General features: G+C 63.1%; 19 protein-coding genes and 2 tRNA genes. 9 read left to right on the top strand and 12 right to left on the bottom strand.

Going from position 1 to position 23,403, the window contains the following annotated elements; all coding sequences use genetic code 11:
• The first annotated feature begins 3 nt into the window (after positions 1-3).
• The 3 genes from ACQY6T_RS06110 to ACQY6T_RS06100 all read left to right on the top strand — a co-directional run bounded on the left by ACQY6T_RS06110 (position 4) and on the right by ACQY6T_RS06100 (position 2,351).
• Entirely contained in the window at positions 4-534 is a 531-nt protein-coding gene (locus ACQY6T_RS06110; RefSeq protein ID WP_428629524.1) for a DUF2271 domain-containing protein, read from the top strand.
• Between the two features lie 21 nt (positions 535-555).
• Positions 556-1,389, top strand: a complete 834-nt coding sequence (locus ACQY6T_RS06105) for a DUF4198 domain-containing protein (RefSeq protein ID WP_428629523.1) — start codon at positions 556-558, stop codon at positions 1,387-1,389.
• A gap of 65 nt (positions 1,390-1,454) precedes the next feature.
• Positions 1,455-2,351 carry an FAD:protein FMN transferase gene (locus tag ACQY6T_RS06100; protein ID WP_428629522.1) on the top strand — a complete coding sequence of 299 codons (897 nt, stop codon included), beginning with the start codon at positions 1,455-1,457 and terminating at the stop codon, positions 2,349-2,351.
• Here ACQY6T_RS06100 and ACQY6T_RS06095 read toward each other — a convergent pair.
• The 4 genes from ACQY6T_RS06095 to ACQY6T_RS06080 form a co-directional block, all read right to left on the bottom strand.
• A complete protein-coding gene (locus ACQY6T_RS06095) occupies positions 2,348-3,031 on the bottom strand; it encodes a Fe2+-dependent dioxygenase (RefSeq protein ID WP_428629520.1) in 684 nt (227 codons plus the stop codon). The genes ACQY6T_RS06100 and ACQY6T_RS06095 overlap by 4 nt on opposite strands.
• A 57-nt stretch (positions 3,032-3,088) precedes the next feature.
• A complete protein-coding gene (locus tag ACQY6T_RS06090) occupies positions 3,089-5,506 on the bottom strand; it encodes a TonB-dependent receptor (protein ID WP_428629519.1) in 2,418 nt (805 codons plus the stop codon).
• Between the two features lie 135 nt (positions 5,507-5,641).
• Complete coding sequence (locus tag ACQY6T_RS06085) at positions 5,642-6,364, bottom strand: energy transducer TonB (protein WP_428629517.1); 723 nt, start codon at positions 6,362-6,364, stop codon at positions 5,642-5,644.
• Positions 6,365-6,406: 42 nt separating this feature from the next.
• A complete protein-coding gene (locus ACQY6T_RS06080; RefSeq protein WP_428629515.1) occupies positions 6,407-7,276 on the bottom strand; it encodes an alpha/beta fold hydrolase in 870 nt (289 codons plus the stop codon).
• A gap of 94 nt (positions 7,277-7,370) precedes the next feature.
• Between ACQY6T_RS06080 and ACQY6T_RS06075 the strand changes: the two genes are divergently transcribed.
• A complete protein-coding gene (locus ACQY6T_RS06075) occupies positions 7,371-8,162 on the top strand; it encodes an SDR family oxidoreductase (protein ID WP_428629513.1) in 792 nt (263 codons plus the stop codon).
• 43 nt (positions 8,163-8,205) lie between these two features.
• Here the strand turns inward: ACQY6T_RS06075 and ACQY6T_RS06070 are convergent.
• A tRNA-Val gene (locus ACQY6T_RS06070) sits at positions 8,206-8,280 on the bottom strand.
• Positions 8,281-8,350: 70 nt separating this feature from the next.
• Positions 8,351-8,728, bottom strand: a complete 378-nt coding sequence (cpdR, locus tag ACQY6T_RS06065; protein ID WP_088442230.1) for a cell cycle two-component system response regulator CpdR — start codon at positions 8,726-8,728, stop codon at positions 8,351-8,353.
• Between the two features lie 161 nt (positions 8,729-8,889).
• Here cpdR and ACQY6T_RS06060 point away from each other — a divergent pair, with 161 nt between their 5' ends.
• Complete coding sequence (locus ACQY6T_RS06060) at positions 8,890-9,747, top strand: N-formylglutamate amidohydrolase (protein ID WP_428629511.1); 858 nt, start codon at positions 8,890-8,892, stop codon at positions 9,745-9,747.
• Between the two features lie 181 nt (positions 9,748-9,928).
• Here ACQY6T_RS06060 and ACQY6T_RS06055 read toward each other — a convergent pair.
• Together ACQY6T_RS06055 and ACQY6T_RS06050 are read right to left on the bottom strand one after the other, a co-directional pair.
• A tRNA-Pro gene (locus ACQY6T_RS06055) sits at positions 9,929-10,005 on the bottom strand.
• Between the two features lie 107 nt (positions 10,006-10,112).
• Positions 10,113-10,541, bottom strand: a complete 429-nt coding sequence (locus tag ACQY6T_RS06050; RefSeq protein ID WP_428629509.1) for a JAB domain-containing protein — start codon at positions 10,539-10,541, stop codon at positions 10,113-10,115.
• Between the two features lie 141 nt (positions 10,542-10,682).
• Between ACQY6T_RS06050 and thyA the strand changes: the two genes are divergently transcribed.
• The 4 genes from thyA (at position 10,683) to ACQY6T_RS06030 (ending at position 15,338) form a co-directional block, all read left to right on the top strand.
• Positions 10,683-11,618 (top strand): thymidylate synthase, encoded by a 936-nt coding sequence (gene thyA / locus ACQY6T_RS06045; RefSeq protein ID WP_428629507.1) that lies wholly within the window; start codon positions 10,683-10,685, stop codon positions 11,616-11,618.
• Positions 11,619-11,711: 93 nt separating this feature from the next.
• Positions 11,712-13,007 carry a thiamine pyrophosphate-dependent enzyme gene (locus ACQY6T_RS06040; RefSeq protein ID WP_428629505.1) on the top strand — a complete coding sequence of 432 codons (1,296 nt, stop codon included), beginning with the start codon at positions 11,712-11,714 and terminating at the stop codon, positions 13,005-13,007.
• Positions 13,008-13,027: 20 nt separating this feature from the next.
• Positions 13,028-14,032, top strand: a complete 1,005-nt coding sequence (locus tag ACQY6T_RS06035) for an alpha-ketoacid dehydrogenase subunit beta (RefSeq protein ID WP_428630386.1) — start codon at positions 13,028-13,030, stop codon at positions 14,030-14,032.
• Between the two features lie 4 nt (positions 14,033-14,036).
• Positions 14,037-15,338, top strand: coding sequence for a dihydrolipoamide acetyltransferase family protein (locus ACQY6T_RS06030; protein WP_428629503.1), 1,302 nt, complete (start codon positions 14,037-14,039; stop codon positions 15,336-15,338).
• Between the two features lie 106 nt (positions 15,339-15,444).
• On the opposite strand, the gene ACQY6T_RS06025 is transcribed toward ACQY6T_RS06030, so the two are convergent.
• The 4 genes from ACQY6T_RS06025 to ACQY6T_RS06010 all read right to left on the bottom strand — a co-directional run bounded on the left by ACQY6T_RS06025 (position 15,445) and on the right by ACQY6T_RS06010 (position 23,249).
• On the bottom strand, positions 15,445-20,550 hold the full coding sequence (locus ACQY6T_RS06025) for a hypothetical protein (protein ID WP_428629501.1): 5,106 nt from the start codon (positions 20,548-20,550) through the stop codon (positions 15,445-15,447).
• 67 nt (positions 20,551-20,617) lie between these two features.
• A complete protein-coding gene (locus ACQY6T_RS06020; protein WP_428629499.1) occupies positions 20,618-21,682 on the bottom strand; it encodes a hypothetical protein in 1,065 nt (354 codons plus the stop codon).
• 74 nt (positions 21,683-21,756) lie between these two features.
• Positions 21,757-22,221: a hypothetical protein gene (locus tag ACQY6T_RS06015; RefSeq protein WP_428629498.1), complete on the bottom strand. Its 465-nt coding sequence runs from the start codon at positions 22,219-22,221 to the stop codon at positions 21,757-21,759.
• Between the two features lie 11 nt (positions 22,222-22,232).
• The gene (locus ACQY6T_RS06010) at positions 22,233-23,249 is read right to left on the bottom strand and encodes a hypothetical protein (protein ID WP_428629496.1); all 1,017 of its coding nucleotides are present in this window, start codon (positions 23,247-23,249) and stop codon (positions 22,233-22,235) included.
• Positions 23,250-23,403 lie beyond the last annotated feature (154 nt).

Below are 23,403 nucleotides of genomic sequence, written 5' to 3'. Positions count from 1 at the left end.
TTCATGCAGCTTTCTACCCCTGTGCGCATTGTTGGCGGCACTATTGGCCTGGGTGCTGTCTTTGCGCCGCCCGCGCTAGCTGCCGACCCGGCGACGATGGATGTGACGATCACCATTCCGCAGCTGAAGGTTGCCGAATATCATAAGCCCTACGTCGCGATCTGGGTCGAAAAGGCTGGTGGAACCGCCAAGACGGTCGCGGTCTGGTACGATCATGACATGAAGGCGAATGAAGGCACCAAGTGGCTTCGGGACGTTCGTCAGTGGTGGCGCGCGTCGGGCCGTTCGATGAAATTCCCGGCCAACGGCGTCACCGGCGCCACCCGCGCCCCCGGGGCGCAGAAAATCTCCTTCACGCGTGCCCAGCTCGGCGCGGCGGCGCCTGGCCAGTACACGCTGGTGATCGAGGCGGCGCGCGAGGTCGGCGGCCGCGAACTTCTGCGCATTCCCTTCACTTGGCCCGCGAAAGCCGGAGCAGGCGGACGCGCCGCCGGAAAGACTGAATTGGGCGCCGTTTCGGTCGCCTTCCGCTGATAAACTGAAAAGGATAGGGTTATGAAAAAGCGAATTTGGGCTTTCGCCGCGACCGCCGCGCTTGCCGCGCTGGTCGCCGTTCCAGCCTCGGCACATCGACAGTGGATGATGCCGTCGTCGACGGTGCTGTCGGGTGAAGATGTCTGGGTGACCGTCGACGCGGCGGTATCGAACGACCTGTTCTATTTCGAGCATCAGCCGATGCGGCTCGACGCGATGAAGGCGTGGGCGCCCGACGGTACAGAGGCGATCATCGAGAACAAGTCGACCGGCCGTTATCGCAGCACGTTCGACGTTCACCTGACACAAAAGGGGACGTGGCGGATCGCGTCGGTCGCCGACATGCTGATGGGCAGTTATGATCTGAACGGCAAGACTGAGCGCCTGCCGCGCGGGACGACGACCGCCAATCTGGCCGAACGCGTGCCCGCGGGCGCTACCAATGTGAAGACCGCGGAGGCGAACAATCGTAACGAGATTTTCGTAACCGTCGGCGAACCGACAACGACGTTGTTTAAGCCCACGGGCAAGGGCATCGAGATGGTTCCCGTGACCCACCCGAACGACCTGATCTCGGGTGAAGCGGCGAGCTTCCAGTTCCTGCTCGACGGTAAACCGGCGGCGAACCTTCCGGTGACGATCATCCCAGGCGGGATCCGTTATCGCGACCAGCTTGGCCAGGTGGATATGAAGACGGGCGCCGATGGCAAGGTCGAGGTGACCTGGCCCGAGCCTGGCATGTACTGGCTGAACGTCACGACCCCGCAGGTTGAGGGCGGCGATGGTGAGGGTGCGCCGCCGCCGATCGCCCGCCGCGCCAGCTATGTTACCACGCTTGAGGTGTTGGCGCCCTGAGCGATCGCGTCCTCATCCCCCGGGCACTCACGCCGGCGGCCTTTGCCGCGCGCGATCCCGGGGCAGTGATAGCGACCTACAGCGGTGACACCATGGGGACGAGTTGGTCGCTGCAAGCGGTGGCGGCACGGTTGTCGGTCGTGCGAGGGGTGCAGGCGGCGCTCGACCGTATAGTGGCGCAAATGAGCCAATGGGAGCGCGAGTCTGACCTCTCGCGCTTCAACCGGGCGGCGCCCGGCGCATGGCACGCGATCCCGAACGAATTTGCGGATGTCGTCGATGCCGCGTTGATGATCAGGCGCGCGAGCGACGGCGCGTTCGATCCATGCCTGGGGGCGCTGACCGAGCGATGGGGCTTTGGGGCGCGTGGTTCGGTGGATCGGGTGCCGCAGCACGCCGACAACGGCGGCGACAATCGCCAGATCGACTTCGACCCGCAAAACCGTCGCATCAGGCGCAGTGTCGATGCATTCCTCGATCTGTCGGGGATCGCCAAAGGCTATGGCGTTGATCTGGCGGCCGAATGGCTATTGGCGAACGGCGTTCGGCATTTCCTGCTCGAGGTCGGCGGCGAACTGCGCGCCGAGGGTATCCGCCCCGACGGTCAGCCATGGTGGGTGGACACCGAAGTGCCGCCATCATCCTCGCTCGCGCCGTGGCGGATGGCCCTGCACGATTCGTCGGCGGCTACATCGGGCAATTACCGCCGCGGCTTTACCGTCGATGGTCGACGTTATTCACACAGCTTCGACCCGCGCACCGGCCAGCCGATCGTCAATGGCGTGTCGTCAGTGACCGTGCTGCATCGCAGCTGCATGATCGCCGATGGCTGGGCGACCGCGTTGACGGTGCTGGGGCCGCAGGCAGCGATCTCGCTCGCGGACGCGCAAAAACTGGCGGTCTGTGTCATCGTGGGTGACCGAGAATATATATCACGTCCGTGGCGCGATATGCTGGGCTAGCTGTCGGCCCACCGGCGCAACAGGTTATGATAGACGCCGGTCAGGCGGACGACCGTCGGGTCGCCTTGACCGACCGCCGCCGCGGCGCCTTGGACCCCCATATCGAGATCGAAGAGCAGGTTGCGCTGCCCCTGGTCACGAACCATCGACTGGATCCAGAAAAAGCTGGCGACGCGGCTGCCCGCGGTGACTGGTTCGACGCGGTGGACCGTCGTGGCGGGATAAAGGACCAAATGGCCGGCGGGCAATTTGATCCCTGGCGCTTCGGAAAAACCTTCGACGACCAATCCGCCGCCGTCATAGCTATCGGGATCGGTCAGGAACAGCGTTGCCGACAGGTCGCTGCGCATCCGGAACTCAGTGCCGCGGCGCATCCGAATGGCATTGTCGATGTGATCGCCGAAACTCTCGCCGCCGCTATAGCGATTGAAATAGGGCGGATAGATTTTGAGCGGCAGCGCCGCGGCGATGAACAGCGGGCTGCGGCCCAAGGCGTCGAGCACGAAACGACCCGCTTCGGCAGCTGCTTCGCCGAATTCGGGGAGCTGCTGGTTGCGTTTTGCCAGCGCCGCTTGCGGCCCCGATGTCTCATTGCCGTCGATCCAGTCTGCGGCGTCGAGGATGGCGCGCAGTTTGGTGACACCGTCGGGGTCGAGCACATCGGGAATGATACGGATCATGCGCCGGTTCTAGTCTGAAATGGGCGGGAACGGCAATCGCCGTGCCCGCCCTCATGATCAGAAGTTGTAGAACAGGCTGAACACCGCCGAGCGTGCATCGCCGGGGGTCGCCCAGCCACCCGACACTGCGCCGCCGCCGACCACGCCCGCGCCGGATACCGTTGCCGCGCCGACATTGTTGCGCACGCCGGTGTAATAATCCTCGTTCGTCAAGTTGCTGACGTTGAGCTGCGCCACCAGACCGTTCTTGAAGTCATAAGACACGAAGGCGCGGTGGATCAGATAATCATCGACCATGAACTGCGTGCGTTGCGCCAGATTGCGCTGGTTAGTCGCGAATTTGCCCTGATAGGTCACGCCGTAACCGATTTGCAGGCCGAACGGGAAGACATAGGTGGTGAACAGGCTGCCCGAATGCTTCGGGGTCTGGATCAGCTGGTCGCCGCGCTGCGGGTCGGGAATGGCGGCGTTGTTGAGGCAGCCCGTCGTGCCCGGCGTGGCGAGGCAGAAGTCGGAGACGCTCTGTCGCACTTCGCTGTCGAGATAGGTGTAGTTGGCGAAGATCGCCCATTCGGGCGTGACGTTCCCGGTGACACCGATCGCGACCCCGTCGACGCGCGATTCACCGTCGAGGACCTGGAGCGAATTGGGCTGCGCCGGATCGTTCGACGGGGTGCGGAAATTGGTGCGCTCGTTGCGGAACAGCGCGGCGGTCAACAACAGCTTGTCGTTCGCCAGCGATGCCTTCGCGCCGATTTCAAAGGTGCGCGCTTTCTCCGGCGCGACGGCGCAGGGATCGGCCGCCGTCGGTGTGGCGGGTAGGCCGCAACCTGCGCGAACCGTTGCCGAAGTCGGCGTCCTGGCGTTGCCATAGGCCGCGTACAGGCTGATGTCGTCGGCGGGATGAAACACTGCGCCGACGCGGTAGGAAAACAGGCTTTCGTCGCTGATCTGGTCGGGACCGCGCACATAGACCGCACCGGTGACCGGGGTCGTCACCGTATCGGCGCGGAATATTGTCCGCACATTTTCATAGCGCACCCCGGCGTTCAGTTCGAACATCGGCGAGATTTCGAGCGTGTCGAAGGCATAGATGGCTAGGTTGCGGGTGTCGCCATAGCTGTTGCCGGTACGGACATAGTTGACCGGACCGGTGTAAACAGTGTTCGGGTTCGACAGGCTGATCGGGGGTTGCGCCGGGTTGGGCAACGCGCCGCCCGCATTGCGCAGCAACTGCGCATTCTCGATCGAATAATCTTCCTGCGTCGCCGACGCGCCGATGACGAGCGTGTTGAAGAATCCGCCCTTTTCGCCGCTGATGACCGTCAGATCGGTCTGGTTGTGCAGCAGGTCGTTGACCTGATCACGGACCAGGCCGCGCGGGCCGGCGGGATAATAAAAGCCCGGCGCGTTCTGCCCGGCGGGACAGGCAAGGCCGACGGTCGAGTTCGGACCAGCGCCGACGGGCTGGAGCCCGCTTGCAAGGCAGAAAACGCCCTGGGGCGCACTCGTCTGGCTGTACTGATGGACGCGCTGCCAGCGCGTCAGGTTGCGGATCGACACGGTGTCGCTGAATGCGTGGCGGAAGGTCGCGGTCAGGCGGTCGACCTTGGTTTTCTGTTCGTCGAGATTGACGATGCCGAAATAGTCGCTGTCGGCGACGCCCGCGAGCGGGCCGTCGTTTACGGTGCTCAGGAAGAAGGGAACTCCATAGATCGGCGTGTTATCATCGTCCTGATGAATATAAGCGAGCGTCAGGCTCGTGTCGCTGTCGACGCCGATCGTGATCGAAGGTGCAACGCCCCAGCGCTGATAGGATTCGACGTCGCGGCCCGGGACGTCATTCTCATGATACATCGCATTGATGCGCACCGCGACCAAGTCGCTGACGCGCCAGTTGCTGTCGACCGACGCACGGTAATAATTGTCGGTGCCGACGGCGGCCTGCACCGTGGTTGCGTCGCGGGCAAAGGGGATCTTGCTGACGAGATTAATCGTGCCGCCGACGCTGCCCGACCCGTTAAAGACCGAGTTGGCGCCGTTATAGACCTCGATCTGCTGCAGGTTGAAAGGATCGGTGCGGCTATATTGGGCGCTGTCGCGCACGCCGTCGACCGTCAGGTCATTGTTCGCCGAATAGCCGCGCAGGTTGATTGAGTCGCCGTAACCACCGCCGCCTTCGCCCGCGCCAAAGGTAATGCCGGGGATCGTCGCCAGGGCATCGCGCAGCGTCAGCAAATTCTGCTGGCGCAGCTGTTCCTGCGACACGACGGTCACGGTCTGGGGGGTATCGACGACCGGAGCGGTCGATTTCGGCGATTCCACTTCCGTGGCCAGCGTGCCGCTGACGACGATGTCGCTACGGCTGCCGGGCGCATCCTGCGCGTCGGCTGCATCTGCGGCGAAAGCCGGTGCGCTGATCAGGCTGCCGACGCAGGAGAGTGCGAGGAAGGAGGCGGACGTCGATGGCTTCACGGTAAACCCCTATTTTGTGATTGCTTGGGGCGCCGCTATTGAGAGTCGATCGCAGTGTCAACGTATATTGCGAATTAGTCGCAGTTATGTGGCAAATTGTCGTCGCGCATCTCGGCCACCGATCTGCGCTTTCGATCAGCGCCGGCGTTCTAGCCACCAGTTTTGCCGCCAGCCATAGACGCTGGCGACGGGATCGCCCGCGGCATTGGTCGCCGGTTTGAAGCGAAAGCGTTCTTCGATCAGGCGGCAGGTCGTGGCGTCGAGCGCGGCATCGCCGCTCGAACGGCTCACGCGGCATCCGACGACGCGGCCCGTCGGTTGGATGGTAAAGCGAACCTCGACTTCGCCGCCGGTCTTCGCGCGGCTCGCGGCAGAGGGATAGTCGCGGTCGCGGATCGTGCCGCTTTGCCAAACGGCTTTGAGCCTGCCGCCTGAACCGCTGCCTGAACCGCCCGCACCGGTGCCGTCGCCGCGCCCGCCTGCGCCTGATCCGGCCCCGGGACTGGGCGTGGCGCCGGCCGATGCATCTTTGCCGGTGCTGGGTTGCGGCGCGGCGGCGATGGGCGGCAGGATCGGCGGCAGTGCGGTTTTGGGGGCGACGACGGGAGCTGCCTTGGCGTGCTTGTTGGCGGCGGATGCCTTGCGGTTCGCCTTGTCGCTGGGGATGCTTGGCGGCACGGTGGGTTCGGACGGCGGCGGCGCCTGTACGGCGACGGCGGAAATCGCTTCGCTGGTTATGCGGACCACGTCGAGATCGAGCCCACTTGCCAATCCAAAGCCGACCGCGACGACGGCAAAAACGGCGGCGGCGCCCGATAAGGCCCGCTGCCGTCTGGAAATCTGCCCCGTATAGGCCATCGGCTGTCCCACCAAGCGCGACGTCGCGCCAACGACAACCGCTTAGAGGAAATCGTCTAGCGTGGACATGAACCGGTCGAACTGGTCGTGGTGCAGCCAGTGTCCGGCATTTTCGAATTCGATCACCTTGGCGGTGTTGAAATGCGCGAGGCGCCCGTCGCGTTCGGGGTTCGAGGCCCAGCTGTTCGCGCCATACAGAAGAAGGGTAGGGCAGGCGATCGCCCCCCACAGCGTCGCTATGTCGGCCCGCGCCATGTCGAAGGCTGGCCAGACGTTGAGATAATTGTCGAACTTCCAGCTCCACGTCCCATCCTCGTTCCGGCTGATGCCATGGATGGTGAGGTGCCGCGCCTGCGCCTCGGTCAGATAGGCGTTTTCGCCCATCATGCGGGTCAGCGCATCGTCGAGTGTTACGTAACGGCGCGGGGTGCGACCGGCGGCCTGGCGTTTGTCATCGATCCATGTGCGGAAGCGTTCGGCATAGGGTTTCTGATCACGTTCGGCGATCACCTTTGGCGACGGGCCGAGCCCTTCGATTGCGACAAGCTTGCGGACATTTTCGGGATAAAGCCCGGTATAGCGGAGCGCGACATTGCCACCCATCGAATGGGCGACGATGCTGATCGGTCCCAGATCGAGCTGATGGATCAGCTGCGCCAGATCGTAAACAAAGCCATCCATCGCGTAATTGCCGTCGGGCGACCAAGCACTATCGCCGTGGCCGCGAAGGTCGGGTGCGATGATATGATAGCGATCGCGCAGTTTTTCGGCGACCCAGTCCCAGTTTCGGCAATGGTCGCGGCCGCCGTGGACAAGCAGCAACGGCGGCGCGCCGCGATTGCCCCAGTCGACATAGTGCAGCTTCAGTCGCTGCGAGATGAAAGAGTTGGAGGTGGGGCCGGAGCTTGCCATCGGTTTGTCCTTGCTGTCTGTTCCAGTTTCAAAAGGCGACTGGTTCCAATCCGTCAACCCCGGATCGCGTTCAGTCGAAGCAAGGGAGAGAGACATGACGACATTCCGGGACAATCTGCTGGCGGGCAAGACGGCCTTCGTCGCCGGTGGGACTAGCGGCATCAATCTGGGCATCGCCAAACGCTTTGCGCAGCTGGGTGCCAAGGTTGCGGTCGCGGGCCGCGATCCCGAAAAGGCGGCGCGCGCGGCGGCGGAAATCGGGCATGACGCGATGGGCCTGTCGGGCGACGTGCGCGATTATGCCGCGATTCGCAACGTGATGGAGACGGTCGCCGACAAGCTGGGGCCGATGGATATCGTCATCTCGGGCGCTGCGGGCAATTTCCTCGCCCCCGCGCTCGGCATGTCGGCGAACGCGTTCCGGACCGTCGTCGATATCGACCTCAACGGCACGTTCAATGTGTTCCGTGGCTGTCACGACCTGCTCAACCGTCCGGGCGCGTCGTTGATCGCGATCACGGCGGGGCAGGCCGTTAACGCCTCGGCGCTCCAGGTCCACGCCTGTGCCGCCAAGGCGGGGATCAATCAGCTGATTCGTGTCCTCGCGCTCGAGTGGGGACCCGAGGTGCGGGTGAACGGCATCTCGCCGGGACCGATCGCCGGAACCGAAGGTATGGCGCGCCTGGCGCCCGACGCCGCGTCGCGCCAGTCGCATTTCGACCGGATTGCGATGAAGCGCTGGGGCGAGGTCGAAGAAGTCGCAGAATCGGCCGTGTTTCTGTGCTCGCCGGCGGCAGGCTATATTACCGGGACGATCCTCGACTGCGACGGCGGTAGCCAGATTGGCGACGCGTCGCGTGGGGACTTGGCAAAGGGAATGGCCTGAAAGCAAAAACGCCGCCAACCCGTTCGGGCGGCGGCGTTTTTAATGGTGGGCGTGGCAAGGATTGAACTTGCGACCCCTGCGATGTCAACACAGTGCTCTACCACTGAGCTACACGCCCATCCCTTGGGGTGACGGCCCCCTAATATCCCCGGCCACGCTTGGCAAGCCCTTCGCGCCGGACGATGTCGTTATTGTTGGCTCGACCGGTCGGCGCGACCGAACAGATTGTCGACCTCGCGGACCAGATCCTTCAGGTGGAACGGCTTCGACAGCAATTTCGCCTGCGGCACATTTTCCTCGGCGCGCAGCGATACGGCGGCGAAACCGGTGATGAACATCACCTGCGTCTGCGGCGCGACTTTGGCGGTGTGCTGCGCCAGTTCAATGCCGTCCATTTCGGGCATGACGATGTCCGACAGCAACAGGTCGAAAGTTCCAGAATCGATATAGGGAACCGCGGCGGTGCCGCGATCGACCGCCGTGACATGATAGCCCGCGCTGGTTAGCGCCCGCGCCAGATACTCGCGCATCACGTCATCATCTTCGGCCAGAAGAATGCGAATCATATTGAAATCAATCCCCTGATCCCTCGACACGGCCGGTTCCGGTCGGTGGCATGCTTAATGCAAAATCGGCCATAACGTCAGAGATTTAACAAATTGACTTGGCAGCGCTGGATTCACCGCGCTTTTTTTGCCACCCATGACCGATGCCTTCCCGCACCATCTTGCCCGCTGCCATCGCTGTCAACCGGCCTGCGGCGATCGGTCCGGTGGTTGTTTCGATTCCGCATGCGGGGCGGCTTTATCCGCCGGAGATATTGGCCGCGGCGCGCGTCGGACAGGCCGATCTTGAGCGACTCGAAGATAGCTGGTGCGACCTGATCGCCGCGGGCGCGGTAGATGCGGGTGCTACGGTGGTGCAGGGGATTTGGGCGCGCGCCGTAGCCGATTGCAATCGCGGCGAGGGACAGATGGCGCCGGGCGAGGTCTCGATGCCGCTCCGTACGCAATTTTCGGCGCCGGGCCGCAAAGAACGGGCCGGACTGGGCGTGGTGCCGACGCGGCTGGCGGATTGTGGGCCGTTATGGAAAAGGCCGATCGACCAAGAGGCGCTGCAATGGCGGCTCGACGCCTTTCACCGACCCTATCATGCCGGTCTGGCCGATGCGCTGGCGGCGGCGCGCGACCGTTTCGGTCACGCCGTGCTGATCGATCTGCATTCGATGCCGCCGGTCCCGGTGAGCCAGCCGGGGCATGGCGCGCGCATCATTGTGGGGGATCATTTCGGCGTGACGGCTGGCGGATGGCTGGTCGATCAGATTGTCGCATCGGTGCAACGCCTGCCAGAACCCGTGTCGCGCAACGTCCCATATGCCGGGGGGCATATCGTCCGGACCCACGGCCGACCGGCCCAAGGCATTCATGCGGTGCAAATCGAGATCGATCGCAGTCTTTACCTGACGTCCGACCGCCGCCCCGATGCAGTCGGCATTGCGCGGATGGCGCAATGGTTTTCAGCGTTGGTCGCAGCGGTCTCGCGGGCGCGGCCCATGCCCGAGACGATGATTCAGGCTGCCGAATAAAAAACCACCCCGTACCGAAGTACGAGGTGGCCAGGGTCCAGGGAGGACGCGCCCGCGTCAAGCTGACGGGACACTGACCGCGGTGGAAAGGGGGAAAACCACGGCGGTGTAAAACAAATCTAGGACGTTGTGCGCCGACTTACAAGAAGCGACGGTGCAGAATCTGCAATATGCGAGAAATTGGTCGGGGAGAGAGGATTCGAACCTCCGGCCCCTGCCTCCCGAAGACAGTGCTCTACCAGGCTGAGCTACTCCCCGACCGATCTGCGCGCCGACCGGGGTCGCCGCGAAGGCAGGGCGGTCCTCTAGACGCGCGTCTCGTGAACTTCAAGCGTCAATCGGCACATTGAACGGGATTGCCGCGGCTACAGCATTCCGGCACTTCGAAAGCTGAAATGACCGTCCGCTACAAAAATCAGATGATCGACCAGCTCGATGCCCAAGGTCCGCAGGAAAAGCGCAGTTTCGCGCGTCGTGCTGACGTCGGCGTCGCTCGGCCGGGCAATGCCCGATGGGTGATTGTGGGCCATGATGACCGTTGCTACCCCGCCGCCGATCAGGCCCTGCCAGCAACGCGGCGGGATGATGCAACGCCCGGCGTGGTCGCCGCCGACGCGCTCGAGGCGAACCAGCCGCTCGAACGCGTCGAAACCCGCGAAAATCAGCGTTTCGCGGTCGGCACCAAAATGCGGGCGCAGCAGGTGACGCGTGACATCGTCCTCGGCGTCGCACGGGATATGGCCGGCCAGATCAGAAGGATCGGGCGCTTGGTCGATGGAGGCAAGCCGGGTCATGCCGATTTTCATGCGCGCCGCTTTCCCGATCGCCAACGGCCAACTGCGCCGCTTCGGAGGATATGTGACGCCATGCGCGTTGCTCCCTTGTCGCCATGGCGCGCGCGGCCTAGCAAAGAGCAACAAAACCGGGAGCGAGTCTTGTCTGAGTTCATCCATTATGAATTGCAATATCTCGACCTGATGCGCCGCATCTGGGTCGAAGGCGACGAGCGCGTCGATCGCACCGGGGTCGGGACGCGCTCGCTGTTCGGGGAGACGATGCGATTCTCGCTGAAAGACGACGCGATCCCGCTGCTGACGACCAAGCGCGTCTATTGGAAGACCGCGCTGCGCGAATTGCTGTGGTTTCTCACCGGCGATACCAATATCCGCCCGCTCATCGCGCAGGGTGTCCGGATCTGGACCGACTGGCCGCTCGACAAATATCGCCGCGCAACGGGCGAGACGATCAGTGCCGAGGATTTCGAGGCGCGAGTTATCGCAGATGATGATTTCGCCGCCCAATGGGGCGATCTTGGTCCCGTCTATGGTCACCAATGGGTCAACTGGCCGCGGTACGAACCCGCCGGCGAGGGGCTCTTCCGCCGTGCGGCGCAAGGCCACAACCAGATTGCGGCGCTGATCGACGGGCTCAAGACCAATCCGGGGTCGCGGCGGCACATCTTCACCGGCTGGAACGTCGCCGACCTTGATCGCATGGCGTTGCCGCCCTGTCATATGACCTATCAGTTCCACGTCCGCAGCGACGGCGGCCTGTCGTGTCTGCTGTTCCAGCGCTCGTGCGACCTGGGGCTCGGCTTTGCGTTCAATGTCTTCGAAGCGGCTCTGCTGACGCGGATGGTCGCCGACCAATGTGGCCTGAACGCGCATGAGTTGGTTTGGACGGGCGGTGACGTCCATCTCTATCTGAACCACGCCGAGCTGGTCGAGCAGCAGATGGGCCGGATTCCCGATGGCGCGCCAAAGCTTCGCATATTGCGGCGACCGGATAATATTTTCGAGTATAATTTCAATGATTTCGCGGTCGAATCTTACGCGCCGCAAGCGCATATTGCCGCGCCGGTGGCCGTCTGATCGCTAGCGTTGCTTTCATCTGGCGACCGAAATAATATGTCGCAACACTGAAATATAACTAGGCGCCGATTCGCGCCGCAATGGGAAGACGATATGTCCGAAACGGATCGGCGCCCGGCGAGCAATCTGCCGCCGCTGTCGCTTCATATCCCCGAACCGCGCTATCGCCCGGGCGACACGCCCGACTTTGGCGATATTGTCGTTCCGTCCGTCGACGCGACGCCGCGCCCATCCGAGGCGACCAAGCCCGATGCGATGCGCGACCTGTGTTACGGCCTGGTTCGCGTGCTCGATTTCGACGGGCAGGCAAAAGGGCAGTGGGATCCCAAGCTGAGCCCCGAGCGGTTGCGCACGATGCTGCGCTACATGATGCTGGTCCGCGCTTTCGACGACCGCATGTTCCGCGCCCAGCGGCAGGGCAAGACCAGCTTTTACATGAAATGCACCGGCGAGGAGGCGACGTCGGTTGCGTCGACGATGGCGCTCGATCGCGGCGACATGTGCTTTCCCAGCTATCGCCAGCAGGGCATTCTGATCGCACGCGACTATCCACTGATTCAGATGATGAACCAGATTTATTCGAATCGCGGTGATCATCTGATGGGGCGTCAACTGCCGATCATGTATTCGGCGCCCGAACATGGCTTTTTCAGCGTGTCGGGCAACCTCGCGACGCAATATCCTCAGGCGGTGGGCTGGGCGATGGCTTCGGCATCGAAGGGCGACAGCCGGATCGCAACCGTGTGGTGCGGCGAGGGATCGTCGGCCGAGGGTGACTTCCATTCGGCGCTGACCTTTGCGACGGTTTACAACGCGCCGGTGATCTTCAACGTCGTCAACAACCAATGGGCGATTTCCAGTTTCTCGGGCTTCGCTGGTAGCGAACGGACGACTTTTGCGGCGCGCGCGGTGGGCTATGGTATCGCCGGGCTGCGTATCGACGGTAACGACCCTCTCGCGGTCTATGCGGCAACGCAGTGGGCAGCTGATCGGGCGCGGACCAATAATGGCCCGACGCTGATCGAGCATTTTACCTACCGCAGCGAAGGACACAGCACGTCGGATGATCCGACCGCCTATCGTCCCGCGGAGGAGCCCACGATCTGGCCGTTCGGCGACCCGATCGCGCGGTTGCGCCAGCATCTCGAAACGCTGGGCGAATGGGATGGCGAACGTCATGAGGCGCAACGGATCGATCTCGAAGATCTGGTAAAGACGACCCAGAAGCAATCCGAAAAACTCGGTATTTTGGGACATGGCATGCATCAGCCGTTCGAGACGATGTTCGAGGACGTGTTCGAAGAGATGCCATGGCACCTCAAGGAGCAATGTGTGCAGATGCTTGCCGAACAGGAAGCGAAGTTCGGCCCCGACTGGAAGCCCGAATAATGACCGGCTCGACCAAAACCATGAACATGATCGAGGCGATCAACAGTGCCATGGATATCATGCTCGAACGCGACAGCAATGTCGTCGTGATGGGCGAAGACGTGGGCTTTTTCGGCGGCGTGTTCCGCGCCACCGCAGGTTTGCAGAAAAAACACGGCAAAACCCGCGTATTTGACACGCCGATCAACGAATGCGGCATCGTTGGGGTCGCGGTCGGCATGGGGGCTTATGGCCTGCGCCCGGTCCCCGAGATCCAGTTCGCCGATTATATCTATCCCGGCCTCGATCAGCTGGTCAGCGAAGCGGCGCGGCTGCGCTATCGTTCAGCGAACGACTTCATCTGCCCGATGACGATCCGGACTCCGTTCGGCGGCGGCATCTTTGGCGGCCAGACGCACAGCCAGTCGCCCGAAAGCATCATGACCCACATCTGCGGCGTAAAAACTGTCATTCCGTCAAACCCTTATGATGCCAAAGGCCTGCTGATCGCAGCGATTGAGGATAATGACCCCGTCGTCTTCCTAGAACCCAAGCGTATCTACAACGGGCCGTTCAGCGGCTATTATGATCGCCCGGTCGAGCCCTGGTCGAAACACGCGGCGAGCGCGGTGCCTGAGGATTATTATCGCATCGAACTCGGCAAGGCGGCGACCGTTCGCGAAGGCGAGGCGCTGACCATCCTCGTTTATGGCACGATGGTTCATGTCACCAAGACGATCGTCGAGGAAATGGGCATCGATGCCGAGATCATCGACCTGCGCACGCTGCTGCCGCTCGACATCGGGGCGATAGAGGCCTCGGTGAGAAAAACCGGGCGTTGCCTGGTGATTCACGAAGCGACCCGCACCTCGGGCTTTGGCGCCGAACTCGCCGCGCTGGTGCAGGAACGCTGTTTCTATCACCTTGAAGCGCCCGTCGAGCGCGTCACCGGCTTCGACACCCCCTATCCGCACAGCCTTGAATGGGCCTATTTCCCCGGCCCGGTACGCATCGCGACCGCGCTGACCAAGATTTTGAAGGACTGACGTCATGGCCCGCTATTCATTCCGTCTGCCCGACATCGGCGAAGGCATTGCCGAGGCCGAAATCGTCGCTTGGCACGTCAAAATCGGCGAACGCGTCGAGGAAGATGCGCAACTCGCCGACATGATGACCGACAAGGCGACCGTAGAAATGGAATCGCCGGTATCGGGCGTGGTGGTTGAACTGGCGGGCGAGGTCGGCGACCTGATCCCGATCGGATCGACCCTGGCGGTGATCGAGACCGATGCGGATGGCGATGTTGCAGCGCCGCCGGCAGAAACTCCGGTTGAGCAGCAGATCGAAGCGGAAACGCCAGGCGCTGAGGAGGTTTCGGTTGCGGAGGTCGCTGCACCTGCACCTGCACCCGTGGCCGCACCGGCACCGGAACCGGAACCGGAACCGGCCCCGGCGACTGCGCCAGTTCCCGTTGCAGCTACGAATCAAAGTAAAAACGTCCTCGCATCCCCCGCCGTACGCGCGCGCGCCAAGGATCTGGGCGTCGATTTGGGTCAAATTCATACCGACGGCGACCGCGTTCGCCACGCCGATCTCGACGCTTTCCTGCGCTATAGCGGCGGGCAGGGCTATCACGCCCCCGGCGAATCGCGCGCCCGCGCCGACGAGCCGATCAAGGTTATCGGCATGCGCCGCAAGATCGCCGAGAATATGGCGGCCTCAAAGCGGGCGATCCCACATTTTACCTATGTCGACGAAATGGACGTCACCGCGCTCGAAGCGATGCGCGCCGATTTGAACGCCAATCGCGGTCAGCGGCCCAAGTTAACGATGTTACCTTTTCTGATCGTCGCGATTTGCCGGACGATTCCGCAGTTCCCGATGATCAACGCGCGCTACGACGACGAAGCTGGCGTGGTGACGCGCTATGGCGCGGTGCATCTTGGCATGGCGACGCAGACCGATGCCGGACTGATGGTCCCGGTGATCCGTAACGCGCAGGACATGAATGTCTGGCAATTGGCCAGCGAAATCGGGCGTTTGGCCGAGGCCGCGCGGACCGGCAAGGCAAAGGTCGAAGAGCTATCTGGGTCGACGCTGACGATCACGTCGCTCGGCCCGCTCGGCGGGATTGCGACGACACCGGTGATCAACCGGCCCGAGGTCGCGATCATCGGTCCGAACAAGATTGTCGAGCGTCCGGTGTTTGACGGTGACGATATTCGCCGGGCGAAGCTGATGAACCTGTCGATCAGTTGCGACCACCGCGTCGTCGATGGCTGGGATGCCGCCAGTTATGTGCAAGCGCTGAAGAAGTTCGTGGAAACGCCCGTTCTGCTGTTCGCCGACTAAGATTCATCCAATCCGTTCGTATCGAGCGAAGTCGAGACACGCCGAAGGGGCTTGCCGACGATGGGCATCTCTACTTCGCTCGATGCGAACGGGTGTTTAGGTCGCGCTAGAGCCCCAACCCGGCAAAACTCGTCTGGTCGAACTTCAGCTTGAACGTGACATAGGCGCCCGACCGCGAGTATCGCGCGTCTTCGAAGTCACGGTCGTCGAAGCCCGCGAAATTATAGCCGAAGGTGACGTTGGCGTTCTTCATCGGCGCCAGCGTCACGGTCGGACCGCCTGCCCAGCTGACCGTATCGGCATCGGTGCCGATGCGCACGGTTCCTGAAGCACCAACATCGACATGTTCGCCCAGATTGAAGCGGAAGTCGGCGCCGATCAGGTTCGACCAGCCCTTGACGTCGTCGGCGCCAAATTTGTCGAAATTATAACGCGTTCCCCAGAAAAAGCCGAATTCGCCGCGTTCGTACCACATGCGGCCCGCGTCGCCGCGATCACTACGATCGCCAAGCGGGGTCCAGTTGACCGATAGGCTGTTGAGCACACGCTGGCTCGTCGCGTCCCCGTCGATCGTCAGTGCGCCGCCGCCGATCGGGCCGGGCTGGCCGGCGATCGCACCGCGGACCTTGTCCGAGCGGAATTCACTTTTGTTGAGCCACGACACGCTGGAGTCCGCAGGGCGGTGCGCCCAGCTCATTTCGAAATTGATGACCTCGGTCGTCGGCGTCGTCCCGCTGCCGCTCGCCTTGGCATAGGTGAACAGGGCGCCAAGGGCGCGGCCTTCGCCGAGCTGACGCAGGCCGCCGAGCGTCAGGCCGTAACGATTGGCGATTTCACCATCGCGATATTCGGCGCGCCCCGTCAGCGTCCAACGGTCGGCGCGATAGGTGGCACCGGTGCTCACCGCGAGAAAGTCCTCGGTCAGCGTGCCGTTGTCGCCAAGGAAGCCGCCCGAGGCAACCGGCTGGTTAACATTGATAACATCGCCCGCGCGAACACCGCCGATGGTGCGATTGCCGTCAACCGACACATCGACCGACCAGCGCTCGCCCAGCTTGAGCGCCTGTGACAGGCCATAAGCGGCAAAGCTGCGGGGGCCATATTCGCCAATCTCTTGCTGGTTGGCCGTCGCGAGCAACCGCGCGCCCGACCAAGGAGTCAGATCGAAACCCAAACGCGCGGTGCGCGCCTTGATCGTGTCGCCATCGGCGATTTCATAGCTGCCGACCAGATTGACGTCGCGATTGATCGCAAAGCGCGCGCCGAGGCGGTGACGGGTCGGAAAATCGATGCTCGCATCCTTGCCGCCCAGCGCAAATTCGGTCTGTGCGTCGAGCTCGAGGCGTTTTTCGAACAGACGCTGCGTCGCGCCCAACTGGACAATGTTGGAGCGATTGCGGGTACCGTCCGAAAGCCGGTCGTCGGCATGGGTCAGTCCAGCGCGGCCTACCGTGGTGCCATTGTCATATTCGGCGAGTATCCGCGCAGCGCGTCGACGCGCGCCGCCGACCAGAAAATCTTCCTGCCAGGCGCTACCTGCCAGCGACAGGGTCCGGGTCGTACGCAGCCGCGCATCGACGCCGAACTTTCGCGTACCGTTTTCGCCCCGGTTGAGCTGCCCCGCGCCGAAACCCGCTTCACGCTCGCGGACATAGGCCAGCAGATCGGCCTTGCTGCTGTGATGTTCGGCCTCGATCAGCCATGCTTTGGCGGAACCCGATGCTGCCGCCGGGCTGCCATTTTGGGATTTGGCGTCGCTGACCGCGAGCTCGGCACGGACTTCGGTGTCGATGCTGGGGCGATAACGGGCATCGACGCCGCCCAGGTTCGTCTTGGCATTGCCGTCCTCATCATGGATGAAGGTCGCGCCGACGCGCAGTTTTTCGTCATTCGACTGGTAGCTGACCCGGCCGCCGGCGTTGAGGACGCGCTGTCCGATGCCATCGACTTCATATTCCGCGACGATGAACTGCGGGTCGAGATTCGACGAGCGGCTGAGCACCGGGCTGCGAAAACGGACCGTGCCCGACAGATAGTCGATATCGTAATCGACGTGGCGCGTCATGCTAACGCTGTCAACAATGCGCTCGCTGTGGAAGCGGTCGCGGGTTTCGATGACGATGCGCTCGCTGTTCGGCAGGATGTCGCGCGCGCCGAGCCGATACGGGCCGGTCAGGCCGATGCCCTGGATCTCGTCGCGGCGGAAGCGATAGGGGGTGTCGGCGACGAAGGCGGTCGCGGCGAAATTGCGGCCGCGATACTCGGCCTTGCCGCCGTTCAGCGCACGCTGATAACGGGCAAGCTCCGGTTCCGAAATTCCTGTCTCGATATCGCCGAACATGGCATAAAACTGCGGCCGTTCAAGGCGGACATACAGCTTGCGCACCGATGCGGCGTCGTAGCGCGTCTCGTTGCGATCGGCATAGATGGTGTAATAGGCGCGCGGATCGATCACGCCGCCGAACCGGGCGTCGTCTTTGTCCTTGTCGCTGTCATACGCCAGCGTCATCAGCCATTTGCCGCGCACCCGGCCCTTGGCATAGAGCGCCAGGCGCGCGTCGGCATTGAGGTCGTCGAGCGTTTCCGCCGCGGGTTCCATGCGGTCGTCGAGGGTGTTGTAGCCGAGGGTGCCAGCGGCAAAGCCGACGACAGTCCACGGCCGATCGCCCGGATCGAGCCAGGTTTCGATCGTCTGCTTGCGCGTAACCTTGTCGTCGCGGAAGGTGAAATCGATCGCCAGCGTCCCCGACGCGGTGGTCGGTTCGAGTTCGACATAGGCGATGCCTTCGTCGCCATCGATTTTCCACAGCGGCGCCGCGCGTTCGAGCCCGGCGAGTTGGCGCGCCTGCTGCGCATCGGCTTCCACCGCGGGATAATAAGGGGCAGGAACGCTGAAATCGCCCGTCAGCCCGGCGCGGATCGGCTTGCCGTCGCGATCGGTCAGGCGCACCGCGATGACTGGGCGGGTGACGCCGTCGGCGACCAGCACCGACTTCTCACGGATCAGCGCGGCACGCATCGGAGTGATGGAATAGTGAACCTGACGCTCCAGCGTCTCGATGATAACGCCGTTCACATCCTTAACCTCGGCGGTCAGGCGGTTTTCGCCCTCGCGAATTTCGAGCCCGCGCCACAGGCTGACCGCGACGGTGCCGTCGGCAGACTTGCTGGTACCCTCGAAGGTCAGCGGGTCAGCGGCTTTGCCGTTGACGTGGAGCGTTACCGTCTGTCCCGGGGCGTGCTTCACTGCGGCGCGGATCGCCTTCGATCTCGGGTTGTGGTCGGTTGCGGGGAATAACCAGGCGATACCCGGCGCCTGACCGGCGAGCCAGTCGCGACCGGCACCCGCGGCTTCGGGATCGCTGAGCACCGCGGGTGCCGCGATCGCGGTGGTTTTGGGTGCCGCGCGCAGTGCACTGGCGACAGCGCGGAAATCAGCGCGTTTCAGCGCGCCGCCGCGGCCGTCAACGAAGCGCGAGATGGCGCTGCCGGCGCTTTGTGTCGAGCGGGCGCAGTCGATGGCTTCGCGGTCGAGCGGCAGCGTCGACGGGTCGATCTGGACCACGTGCAACCCGGGGCGCACGCCTTCGAAATGGTAGCGGCCATCCTCGTCGGTGACGGTGTAGCTGCCGTCCTGGAGCATTACGCGCACCCCGGCAATGCCGTCGGCTTTGCGCGGATCGATACTGCACCCGCCATCGGTAATACGGCCGATGATCGTCATCCGATCGCCAAGCTGGTCGCGTTTGATCGAAATCGTCGCCTCGGCAATATTGCTCGCCGACCCGCGATTATCGGTGGCGGAGGCGCGGTTAAGCGCGTTGCCCGGCTGCGCCGAGACAATGACTTCGGCCAGATAGGTGAGCAGCGCGGTGCGCGACGCCGCGATACTGGGGACGACCACGCTGAATTCGCGGCCGTTGGCGGCGATGTTGGCGGTCACGCGTGTCCCGTCGATCCGAACCGTGTCGGCGCGCAGGCGCATACCGGCAGGCAGGACGTCGCTGACAGTGACTGCGCCGGTATTCCGGCGCGCGTCACGGTTGGCGACCTCGATGCGATATTGGATGACGTCGCCGGGGACGGCGATCTGGGTGGAGGTCGTCTTGCGCAGGATCATTGGCAGGCCGGGCTGATCGACCGGAATGTCGACCCGTACCGGCGCCGGACTGTTGAGCGTGAAGGGGCTACTATAGCTGGCGCCGCTGATTTCGAACGGCAGTCCGTCGTCAGGGCGACGGAAGCCCGCCAGGTCGGCGGGACTCGATGCCGAGGGCGCGGTGAACGGCGCGGGCGGCTGAACGATCAGACGATAGGTTCCCGGTGCGACGAACGGAAAACGATAGTCGCCTGGCGGGAAGACATAGGTTTTTTCGCTCGCGTCGGTGACGCTTTGGCCCGTGATGACACTGGACGGGTAGGCGGAAACGCCGTCATCGCCGAATACCTGCGCGGGCTGGCCCGTCGCGGTGTCGACGATCGTGACGCGGCTGCCGGGGACGGGGGTGCCATCGCCGCTGTCGAACACGACGCCGAACGGATCGACAAGAAAATTGATAGTCGCCAAGGCGACAAGGCTGGCGTTCGCCTGGTCCGTCACGCGCAACGACAGCGCCGCGCCCGGATTGACCGAGAGGCGGCAGTCGCCCTGAACGACTGCGGGCGGAACGCCGATCGTGTTGATAATACCAACAAATTCGCCGCTGTTATTGGTGGTTTCGGTAAGCGTGATCTGCTCGCGGTCGCCATTTTCCAGCTCGAGGACGACGGCCAGTATGTCACGCTGCTGCGGATCGACATTCGCCGATGCGAGCGTGACGCCAACGACCAGCACTTCGCCGGCGCGAAAATTGTCGGTGCTTTGCAGCGAGGCCGGGGCGGTCGAAATGCCCTCGTAAACGCCGCTGAGGGGGATCGTGCTGCTCGTGCTGCGTGCGTTGGTGCGCGTACACTGGGTCGGCGCCAACGGCACCGATTTGTTGCCGCCGCCATTGGTCAGGCGATAAGTGGTGATTGTCGGCCGTTCGGGGGGGCGCGGCGCCACGGTGACGTCGACGCGGTTCGACAGCGCCTGACCGGGTGCGCCGTCATGCGTCCACTGCGCCGAAGCCGTGTTCGTGATCACCTGTGCACGCGCCGAGGGAACCGCGGGCAGCAATGCTGCCGCGACCAAGGCGGTCACAAGGCCGAAATATTTGGTGCCGAACGCCATGATAGCCCCGAATGGAGCAGCGGGAGACGGTTTTTGGGCCGTACCCGCTGCTCCGTTCGTTATTCGATCAGTTGACCGTCGCGCGGAAAACGAGCGTGCGCGTGGCGCCCGCTGCGATCGTGGCGATGGTGCCCGATACGTTGGGCGCCGAATAGCTGCCGCCTGCAGCGCCATCAGCGTTGCAGACGCCCCCGGTTACCGTACCGTTCAGCAGGATGGTCCCTGCATTGAACAGCAACTGGCCAGGGACCGGATCGTTGATCAGGACTGTCGTTGCCGCGACGCTGCCGCTGTTGGCCACCTGAATGCAATATTCAACGATTGCACCGGGAATCAGCTTCGGATTCGTCGTATTGTTGAACGGATCCGAGATGACGCGGCTGGTCTTGGTGACCGCCAATGTTGCGGTTTGCACGGTATAATCGTCGTTATCGCTATGCGACCCGTCGCGCGCCGCATCGCCGGTTGCACCCGCAATGTCGGCAAAGACGGTGTCCTTGCCAGCGGTGTTGGCGCCGGTTGTTTCTGTGATTGCCACGCCTTGCGAACCGACAAGCCCGCCTTCACGCGCCGTGGCGCGCAAGGTCACACCAGCGACGGCGTTGTTGGCAAGCGCCGCCGGAATATCGGCGACGACAAACAGCCGGATCGCCGTATCGACGACGAGTTCGTCGACGTAGCCGGTCAGCAGCGTGTCGCCGACATCCCAGCTACCGATCGTGCCGGTAACCGTATTATCGCGGTAAATCCGCACGTTGGTGGCATCGAACGTGTCGGTTCCCCCATGCGCGGCGGTACCGCCGGCGATCTGAGACGCGACAAGCGCAAAGTCGAGCACTTCGTTCGAGCTGTTGGTCAGCTGGAACGTCGTGACGGCGTTGGTTTGTCCAGGCACGACATTGGTCGTGACCGTCCCTACCTCTTCGACAAGCAGGTTGATCTTGCGATCGACGGTGAAACTGTTCGCCGCCGACTGCTGTCCTTGGGTGACGCCACCGACCTGATAGTCGACGGTGGCGGTATTCGTGATCGTGGTACCTGCGGTCGTTCCGGCAGCAAATGCCGGGGTAGCGGCGAGACTTGTGATCGCCGCCAGACCGATGATGCCCACGGTGTTCAGCTTGCTGGTCATAGCTGAGCTCCTTGGCTTTGATCGATTGCCGTTTCCCCACCGCTGGCAATCATTAAGCGGCTGTATCTATTATGTTATTTAACTACTCCTCGAAACATCAGCTTGCCGGTGCCACCGACCGGAATCGGCTTTTGAAAGGCCCAGCGGATGTGCGTCACATCGTCTGGCTGCGCCGCGCGGCGGGTGCCGTCGTTCAGCGCCACGGTCAGTTGATCCAATTGCCCCCAGCCGCGGCCGCCATCGATCGATACGAGCGGCCGGGTATCGCCGGCATCGGCAAAGCGTACCGCGGCGGGCAGGGGGTTGGTGATGACGAACTTGTCGGCGGGCTGTGCGCCCGCGTTGCGATAGTTCAGCACGAAGACAAGCCGGTCACCGGGAACCACAACCTTGGGTTCCTCGAGCAATATCCTCTGTTTACCTGTCGCATCGGTGATCACGCGCTCGACGAACACGTCGTTAGCGAGCGCCACCTGATTTGCGGCGAGCACCTGTCCCGGCAACAGCGCCGCGAGAAGCAAGAAAAGGGCCATGCGCATGCGCGTCTCCATCAATTGATCGTGGTTCGGAAGGTGACGGTGCGGGTCTGGCCGCCGGCAACGGTGCCGAGCGCGACGTTGATCCGCGTGCCGTTGTAATCGCCCGCATCGGCATCGACCCCGTCGGACTGCGCGACGCCGCCGAGCGTGATCGAGCCCGCGAGATAGCTGGTGTCTGCCGGGACATTATCGGTGATCGCGAGGCCGCTGACCGCACCGCTGCCCGCGACGGTCGCGACAATCGTGTAGGTGATCGTCGCGCCGGGGATCGGGTCTGCGGTACCGAGCGGGTTCGTCACCACCGCCGATTTTACTAGGGTGACGGTGGCCGCCGACACGATAAATGCGCCGGCATCGGTGCCATCCGCCCCGGTCGAGCCGACGACTGCGTCGCCGCCACCTTCGCCCTGACCGGCGAAGCTGGTTCCCGGCGCGCCGGTGCCGGTGACGGCTGCGGCGATCAGGCTGACGATACCGCGGTTGCCATCGACGACAGCGCCGGGCGTCGTCGCGACAACGAAAATAGTGACGCTTTCATCCGGGTCGAGTTCAGGATCGTTGGCACCGGGCGTATAGAGTGTGTCGGTGTTGGGATCGAAAATGCCGTCGCCATTGTCGATGTAGATTTGGGTGACGACGGGGTCATAATTGTCCCCCCCGGCGTTGGCGATCGTGCTCAGGGCGAAATTTTCGACGCCATTGCCGGTGTTGGTGACCGAGAAGGTCAGCACCTGTCCGGTCGCGCCCGGGGTCGTCGGCACATCGGCGGGATTACTCGAATCAACCGTCACATCGAGCAATTCGTCGACGAGCAAGTCGACCTGGTTCGAATTGATCGTGGTCGAGCCGCCGCCAGTGTCGAAAGTGGCACTCGCGGTGTTGCTGATCGTCGTCCCCGCGCGCGTCAGCGGCGGGGTGGCAACTTGGGCCTGAACCTGCGTGGGCAGCGCGAACGCCGCCAGCAGAGCGAGAATCGAACAAGAGGGTAGAAGCTGATGCTTCGCGCCCCCCACAGGCGCTTTCATCATCATTTTGACTCCGGATAGGTTGGTCCTTGGAGCCCTCAGTCGATGAAAAAGGGTAATTTCCGGTTAAAATGCAGAGAGAAAGACGGGTTCTGACCCAGACGGGGACAGAATGTGCGCTCGGTTCGTCGCAAAACGGGGCGACTGGCGCAAATTG

It is taken from the genome of Sphingopyxis sp., assembly GCF_965279725.1.
In the GTDB taxonomy this organism is placed as follows: Bacteria; Pseudomonadota; Alphaproteobacteria; order Sphingomonadales; family Sphingomonadaceae; genus Sphingopyxis.
This window is presented reverse-complemented; position numbering and strand designations above follow the sequence as displayed.